Genomic DNA, 6,139 nt, shown 5'->3' with positions numbered 1-6,139 from the left:
TTCATTGTTTATTCAGCTCCTTCATGATCATTTGGATGATGCGCTCATCTACGCCATTGAAGAAGGAGATTTCAATACCAATTGTTTTAATGATACAGCTTGGTTCAGAAGAAACTTGCGTTGAACTGATAAAAGAATATTTGTCCGTGATGGAATCCAGTGTCACAGGGACGATTGTTAGTTTAGTAGTTGACATAAAGAAGCACCCCCATTAATTGATACGTCTATCGTACCGGAGGTGCCTAGTTATTTATATGCGTTATTTGAATACGGGCTTACCTTTTAATTATCTTATCATTTAAAGAAATGCAATAGTGATATCCTTGAGATTTTTTGTGATGAATAGTAAAAGACCAGGTGCACAACAATCTGTGATCACCTGGCCTTTTTATGCGTGTTCGTTTGTTTACCTTGACAAAGATAGCATAACACATCTTCCTAAACAAATTCTGAACAAATAAATTATATGTACTGAGTATATTATTGTGATGTTTAAAAATCAATTTTACCCTAAAACATCACTGTGTTTTGTTGAATATCGATCTCAAATTAAGGGTTCATCCATTCCATGATTGAATTACTTGTACTTTTTAAAAGAACAAGATACTTTAAAAATATTGATTATACAGCGTTTTACACTTTATAAAGTCGATGATCATTAAATGACCCTTTAGTTCTTTAAGCTAAAAAAGTAATGACTAATTGATTTCCTATTAGCTCAAACATTGACTTTATAATTAAGTGATAACTCATCTCCTGGTAAGCCTCTTATTCCCCAATTATGTCTTGGGGTTTCAAAAATTGTAATTTCAACATCTTGAGGATGTATATTTAATTGGTTATTTATCCGTTCAAATAATAGCTTTAGTAATTGTTTTTTAGCCTCAATCGTTCGACCTTCAAACATACTAATTTCAATTATGATATATGATTCAGTTCTTTCACTTGCAAAATAAAAATCCTCTTTATCCATAGGAAAAAAGCGGTAGAATTTCTTATCGGAAGGATATTCAAGTGCATCCATCATACAAGAATGAATAATATTCGATAATGTTTTCTTAATAGGATTTAAGCTGTCCTTAACACCATAGATTTTAATTTGTCCCATTTTATTTCACCTCTCTCGTCTTAATTAGGTACCAATAAATCCTATTCTATAAAGAGATTTAAAATCCCTCCTGTTTTGTTATTTTAATAACCATAACCTATTAAATTGGATATTATTTTTCCATTCTACAAAGTTGTAATTTTATTTAAAAATTTTCTCAACATTACGGAGTTCGATAATGTTGCCTGTACATTACTCTAATAATTTTTTCCTATTATTTCATGTCTTCTTTCTTATGCCTATATAATCGATCTACTACTGTATTAATTATAGTAACAACTACTAATAATAAGGAGAATTTCCAGATAAAATTCAAATTGAAATCTTCAATCATATAGATGAAGAGACCCACAGTTACTCCCATTAATAAGGCTCTAATGTGCACACTCATCAAAAATCACCTTTTCTAATAGCGCTAAATTTTCAATTACTTATTACTTATAACATATAAAATTATAGTATCTTTGCTAAATCATAATGAACAAAACATTAACGATGATGCTCGAAATGAATCACCAATAATTCCAAAACTCTTTATACGAATACTAGACTAATATCAAATGATACCTAGCCTTAAAATTAATTACTAATTATGTAATACAAAGTGAAGCATGATAACATTCACACATATCTTCAATTCTACATTTCTATCAATTAATTGTGCTTTTCTGAAATCTATAAGTTCCTTTTCTTCCACACTAATAATCTTTGCTAAACTTTCGGTAGTTAGCCTATAATTCGATAACAGATCATTTAATATTAAGGTTACTCTTTCTTTTGCATCAAAGCTTTCAAATCCGGAATTTAACATAGTCATTTTATTCTCAATTTTTTCTTGTTGTTCATGCGTAATATTACCTTTATGATTCAATAAATCTTCCAACTCATTTATAGATAAATCTAATATTTTAGAAAGTTGTTGATGATTGAAGTTAAATTTCTCAGCTAATTCATGAATTTCTTCGTTAAGATAATCAAATTGTGATGAGTTAGAAATAAAAGATACTTCTACTCTATCTCTAAATTTCCCCAATATTTATACCTCCATATTCTAATTAAATATGTATTAACTTGATATTCCAATATACATTATTATTCCATTAAATAAATAATTTATACAAATAAATACTATTCAAAATGTAGAATTTATTGCATATAGATCATAAATTTAAATGGATTATTAAAAATTCATCATCAAGTTTTAAAACTACACTTAAATAGATTGTTATATTCCTTCAATGTAAAAGCCCTCCACATTTTTTGTGGAAGGCAAAATTCCCAAGCATTCGTGAATTTTTTTAAACTCTCAACTAACTGACCAAATAAAATGCAGATGCTATTGATTCACTTACCTATAAGAGTCATGTGTAGGATGAAATAAATCTTCTTCTGCTTTTCTAACAACTGAAAAATTCTCCACATTGTAGTGACCGTGGAGCGTATTATTGTGATGTTTAATAATTTGCTCTGCCCTTAAAACATCACTGTCAGTTGTTGAATGTCCATCCCCGACTAATGTAACGTCCATTCCCTTAATTGTTGCTGTTCTTACTGCACTATCAATACAATGCTGTGTGGAGCAGCCCATCACAACAATATGTTCCGTTTTTAGAGATTGCAGGTATTCTAGAAGTTTTGTACCATAGAAGCAATTGGTAGCCATTTTATCGAAGTGTTTTACATGGCTAGGTACATTTATGCCACTATGAATTTCGAACCCTTCGCCAATACCTCCCGCAACGTCAAGATCCCTAATAAATACTATTGGAATATTTGCTTCCAATGCTTTGTCAATCACAAGGTTAATATTATGGATTAGCTGATTTTTTTGATATACAGCCTTTTCTTCATGATTCCCATCTAATAAGGATTGTTGGACATCAATAATTAATAATACTTGTTTCAAACGATTTTCCCCTTTCAAATTGAGGAAAACGCTTTAGTTATCAGTTAAACGTCTTCCCCTTTTTATACACGTTACTATTATTTTTGATTACCATAATATCTCCCCCTCGATTCAGATTCTTTCAAGCATGGAAATTTTATCATAAAATTCTAACAAAAGAAACTCCCCACCCAAAACGCTTTTGAAGGAGTGTATTTACTTGAAGAAAAGTGAATCCAGTTTAACTTCATTAATCGCAGCATTTAGCAAAGCCTATCAAAGTCAATTTGATATCCCCCAAATTTTTGATGACTATCTTGCAAAAGATTTAATTACGCAGCTTGAATTTAACTTCTTTCAGCAGAAGTCTCCCACCTCTATAGATGGTGAAGCTACTTTTCAGCGGGTGTCCAAACACCCGCTGAAATAGAGGAACTCAGGCTAAGATCTTCCCATCCTGTGAAAACGCCTGAGTGACCAACATCGTGTTGGCCCAAAGCCTCCAGCGGATGTCACGGAATCGGAAAGGAGTTAATAAAGGATGTTAGCCAAAAATCATCGCATCCATGCGATAACGGCTAACTGACCTGCATCACGCAGGCCTAAGCACAAAGCCGATTCCGGACGCAATTATGCCAAGGCATAATTGATAAATATCCAAGAGAATATGGTACAAGGCATACAATTCTTTAACAAAGATATAGCAGAAAGTTTAAAGGGAGATGCCGAAGAGCTCCTAAAATGGATTGTCCAAGTACAACTTTCCCCTACTCCATTAGCCCGTGCTTCGTATTGCGAAAAAGTTCTATTAAATGAAATTAGATTGGGCGTACAGCAATATGTTATTCTCGGAGCAGGTTTAGATACTTTTTGTTTAAGACATCCAGATTTAGAAAGCACCTTGGAAATCTTTGAAATAGATCATCCTGCAACTCAGGAATTTAAAAAGAATAAATTAGATTCTACTAATTTCAAGCTACCTAATAATCTTCATTTTGTAGCAATGGATTTTACAAAGGAATTTTCTTATCAGCGTCTAATAGATAGTGGCTTTAACAACAAGAAAACTTTCTTTAGCCTCTTAGGAGTTTTGTATTATTTAACAAAAGGGGAAATCTCAAACTTGTTCAATCATTTGTTTGCATATATACCTTCAGGCAGCTCAATCGTAATGGATTATGCAGATGAAAACTTATTTCATGAAGAAGGGATTTCTAATCGAGTAAGCAATATGGTAAAAATGGCAGCCGCAAGTAGTGAACCTATGAAGTCATGCTTTACTTTTCATGAAATGGAGATGCTCTTAGAAAAATCAAATCTACTAATTTATGAGCATTTATCCCCTAAAGCTGTACAAAATCTTTATTTCAATAAACGTGGGGATTATCTAACAGCCTTTGAATCGATACACTATATTCATGCAGTAAAAAAGTAACACTATAGGATAGCATGTTGATTTTGAAATGGTAATTATATTTGAGAGAGAAGTTATTTTTGCGTTTTCTAATAAATTTAAAGTAATTTCTAGAAATTTTTATTTTATTTCTCAGGCAATTAACTATACAAAAATAACGTTATTCTCATATTACTAGTAATGTAAGCTGGTTTAGTCTTACACCTCCGAGCTTTGTTACTATGGGTCATTTATAAAAATAAGTGACCCACTTTAATGAATTTCCTCGAAAGTATAGATGCTCCTTCACTCTCTCAACGATTTTACTGTCACTATATTTTTAAATCTTATAGCTACCCTCCATTTTAATCGCCTTTAACTACCTATCCTCGCTTACAGAAATAATCGTGCTTCCAAAAACAAGCCATTTTCTACAATAGAATTTTGATTATTTCTACTTAAATTTGCTTATCCTTATAGAGATATGAATTCTACATTGCAGTTTAACTGGAGGTGCCTAACATAAAGTACTCACTGTCCTTACTTCTATTAGTGCTACTCATTCTTTTGTTAGGTGGTTGTTGGAGTAAACGAGAGTTAAATGAATTAGCAATTGTAGCTGCAGTAGGTGTTGATCGAGTGAATGAACAATATGAAATCTCCGTACAGATTGTTAATCCTGGACAAGTAGCATCAAAAAAAGCTACTAGTCAATCCCCCGTCATCACTTATCATGCTACAGGAAAATCTTTATTCGAGGCTATAAGAAAGCTGACCACTTTAACACCAAGAAAGCCATACTATGCACATGCTCAAATTATCATTATTGGAGAAGAATTGGCTGAGGAGGGCATGAATAATATATTGGATTTATTTCAAAGAGACCCTGAGGGTAGAAGTGAATTCAATATTTTAATCGCCCGCGATACGACGGCCAAAGAGGTAATAAGTATTTTAACGCCCTTAGAAGATATCCCTGCTAAGAATATACTAAATGCACTGAAAAGTTCAGAAAAAGCATTAGGGTCAACAGACTCTGTTATTTTAGACGATTTAATCAATTCATTAAGCGGTAAAGGAAATAGTGCCGTTTTATCAACGATTGAATTGCATGGAGACAGTGCAATCGGGAATACGCAAACAAATGTAGAGCGAATACAAAATCCTGCAATTCTAAAATTTGGTGATTTAGCTTTATTTAAGGACTATAAACTAATAGGCTTTTTAACAATGGGGGAAAGCAAAAGTTATAACTATATGAATAATCATATTAAGAGTACGTTTGAAATATTAGCTTGCCCTGAAAAAGGAAAGCTCACTACTGAAGTAACAAATTCAAAAGCTAAAATAACAGGAAGAGTACAGCATGGTCAACCTAAAATTAATATAAAGCTGGTCGTTGAGCAAAATGTTGCAGATGTAAATTGTATGATTGATTTAACAAAACCACAAAACATTACCGCCTTGAATAAAATTACAAGTGAATCAATTAAGAACGGATTAGAGCAAACACTCGATACACTGCAAAAAACGTACAAAGTAGATGCTTTACAATTTGGTGAAATCCTCTATCGTCAGGACTACAAGGGATGGAACAAAATCAAAGATAATTGGGTATCCTTATTTCCTAATATAGATGTTAAAGTACAAGTCACTGTGAAAACACAAGGGATTGGTACTAGTTTAAATAAAGACTTACAAAAATCTAGTTAAAGGTATTTTTTAAAAGTACTGCTGTAAAAAATCCGCTTCG

The 6,139-nt window shown here is 32.2% G+C and carries 6 protein-coding genes and 1 pseudogene; 3 read left to right on the top strand and 4 right to left on the bottom strand.

Going from position 1 to position 6,139, the window contains the following annotated elements:
* Position 1: 1 nt before the first annotated feature.
* The 4 genes from AC1RNS_RS13115 to AC1RNS_RS13100 all read right to left on the bottom strand — a co-directional run bounded on the left by AC1RNS_RS13115 (position 2) and on the right by AC1RNS_RS13100 (position 3,014).
* The gene (locus AC1RNS_RS13115; protein WP_492993224.1) at positions 2-196 is read right to left on the bottom strand and encodes a hypothetical protein; all 195 of its coding nucleotides are present in this window, start codon (positions 194-196) and stop codon (positions 2-4) included.
* 522 nt (positions 197-718) lie between these two features.
* Positions 719-1,108, bottom strand: coding sequence for a tautomerase family protein (locus AC1RNS_RS13110; protein ID WP_492993222.1), 390 nt, complete (start codon positions 1,106-1,108; stop codon positions 719-721).
* Positions 1,109-1,694: 586 nt separating this feature from the next.
* A complete protein-coding gene (locus tag AC1RNS_RS13105; RefSeq protein ID WP_492993221.1) occupies positions 1,695-2,141 on the bottom strand; it encodes an HTH domain-containing protein in 447 nt (148 codons plus the stop codon).
* A 315-nt stretch (positions 2,142-2,456) separates the two neighbouring features.
* Positions 2,457-3,014 (bottom strand): isochorismatase family protein, encoded by a 558-nt coding sequence (locus AC1RNS_RS13100; RefSeq protein ID WP_492993220.1) that lies wholly within the window; start codon positions 3,012-3,014, stop codon positions 2,457-2,459.
* 199 nt (positions 3,015-3,213) lie between these two features.
* Here AC1RNS_RS13100 and AC1RNS_RS13095 point away from each other — a divergent pair, with 199 nt between their 5' ends.
* The 3 genes and pseudogenes from AC1RNS_RS13095 to AC1RNS_RS13085 all read left to right on the top strand — a co-directional run bounded on the left by AC1RNS_RS13095 (position 3,214) and on the right by AC1RNS_RS13085 (position 6,099).
* A complete protein-coding gene (locus AC1RNS_RS13095) occupies positions 3,214-3,423 on the top strand; it encodes a hypothetical protein (protein ID WP_492993219.1) in 210 nt (69 codons plus the stop codon).
* A gap of 222 nt (positions 3,424-3,645) precedes the next feature.
* A pseudogene (locus tag AC1RNS_RS13090) lies at positions 3,646-4,428 on the top strand (class I SAM-dependent methyltransferase); the annotation flags it as partial.
* A gap of 471 nt (positions 4,429-4,899) precedes the next feature.
* Positions 4,900-6,099 (top strand): Ger(x)C family spore germination protein, encoded by a 1,200-nt coding sequence (locus AC1RNS_RS13085; RefSeq protein WP_492993217.1) that lies wholly within the window; start codon positions 4,900-4,902, stop codon positions 6,097-6,099.
* The last annotated feature ends 40 nt before the right edge of the window (positions 6,100-6,139 follow it).

This window comes from Lysinibacillus sp. GW821-FHT14F06, from assembly GCF_058803665.1.
Note: the sequence above shows the minus strand (reverse complement) of the source record. Positions and strands in the feature narration are given on the sequence as shown.

Bases quoted from the DNA above. Each gene is read 5' to 3' on its own strand.
- AC1RNS_RS13110 (WP_492993222.1), bottom strand. From the start codon at position 1,108: ATGGGACAAATTAAAATCTATGGTGTTAAGGACAGCTTAAATCCTATT.
- AC1RNS_RS13115 (WP_492993224.1), bottom strand. From the start codon at position 196: ATGTCAACTACTAAACTAACAATCGTCCCTGTGACACTGGATTCCATC.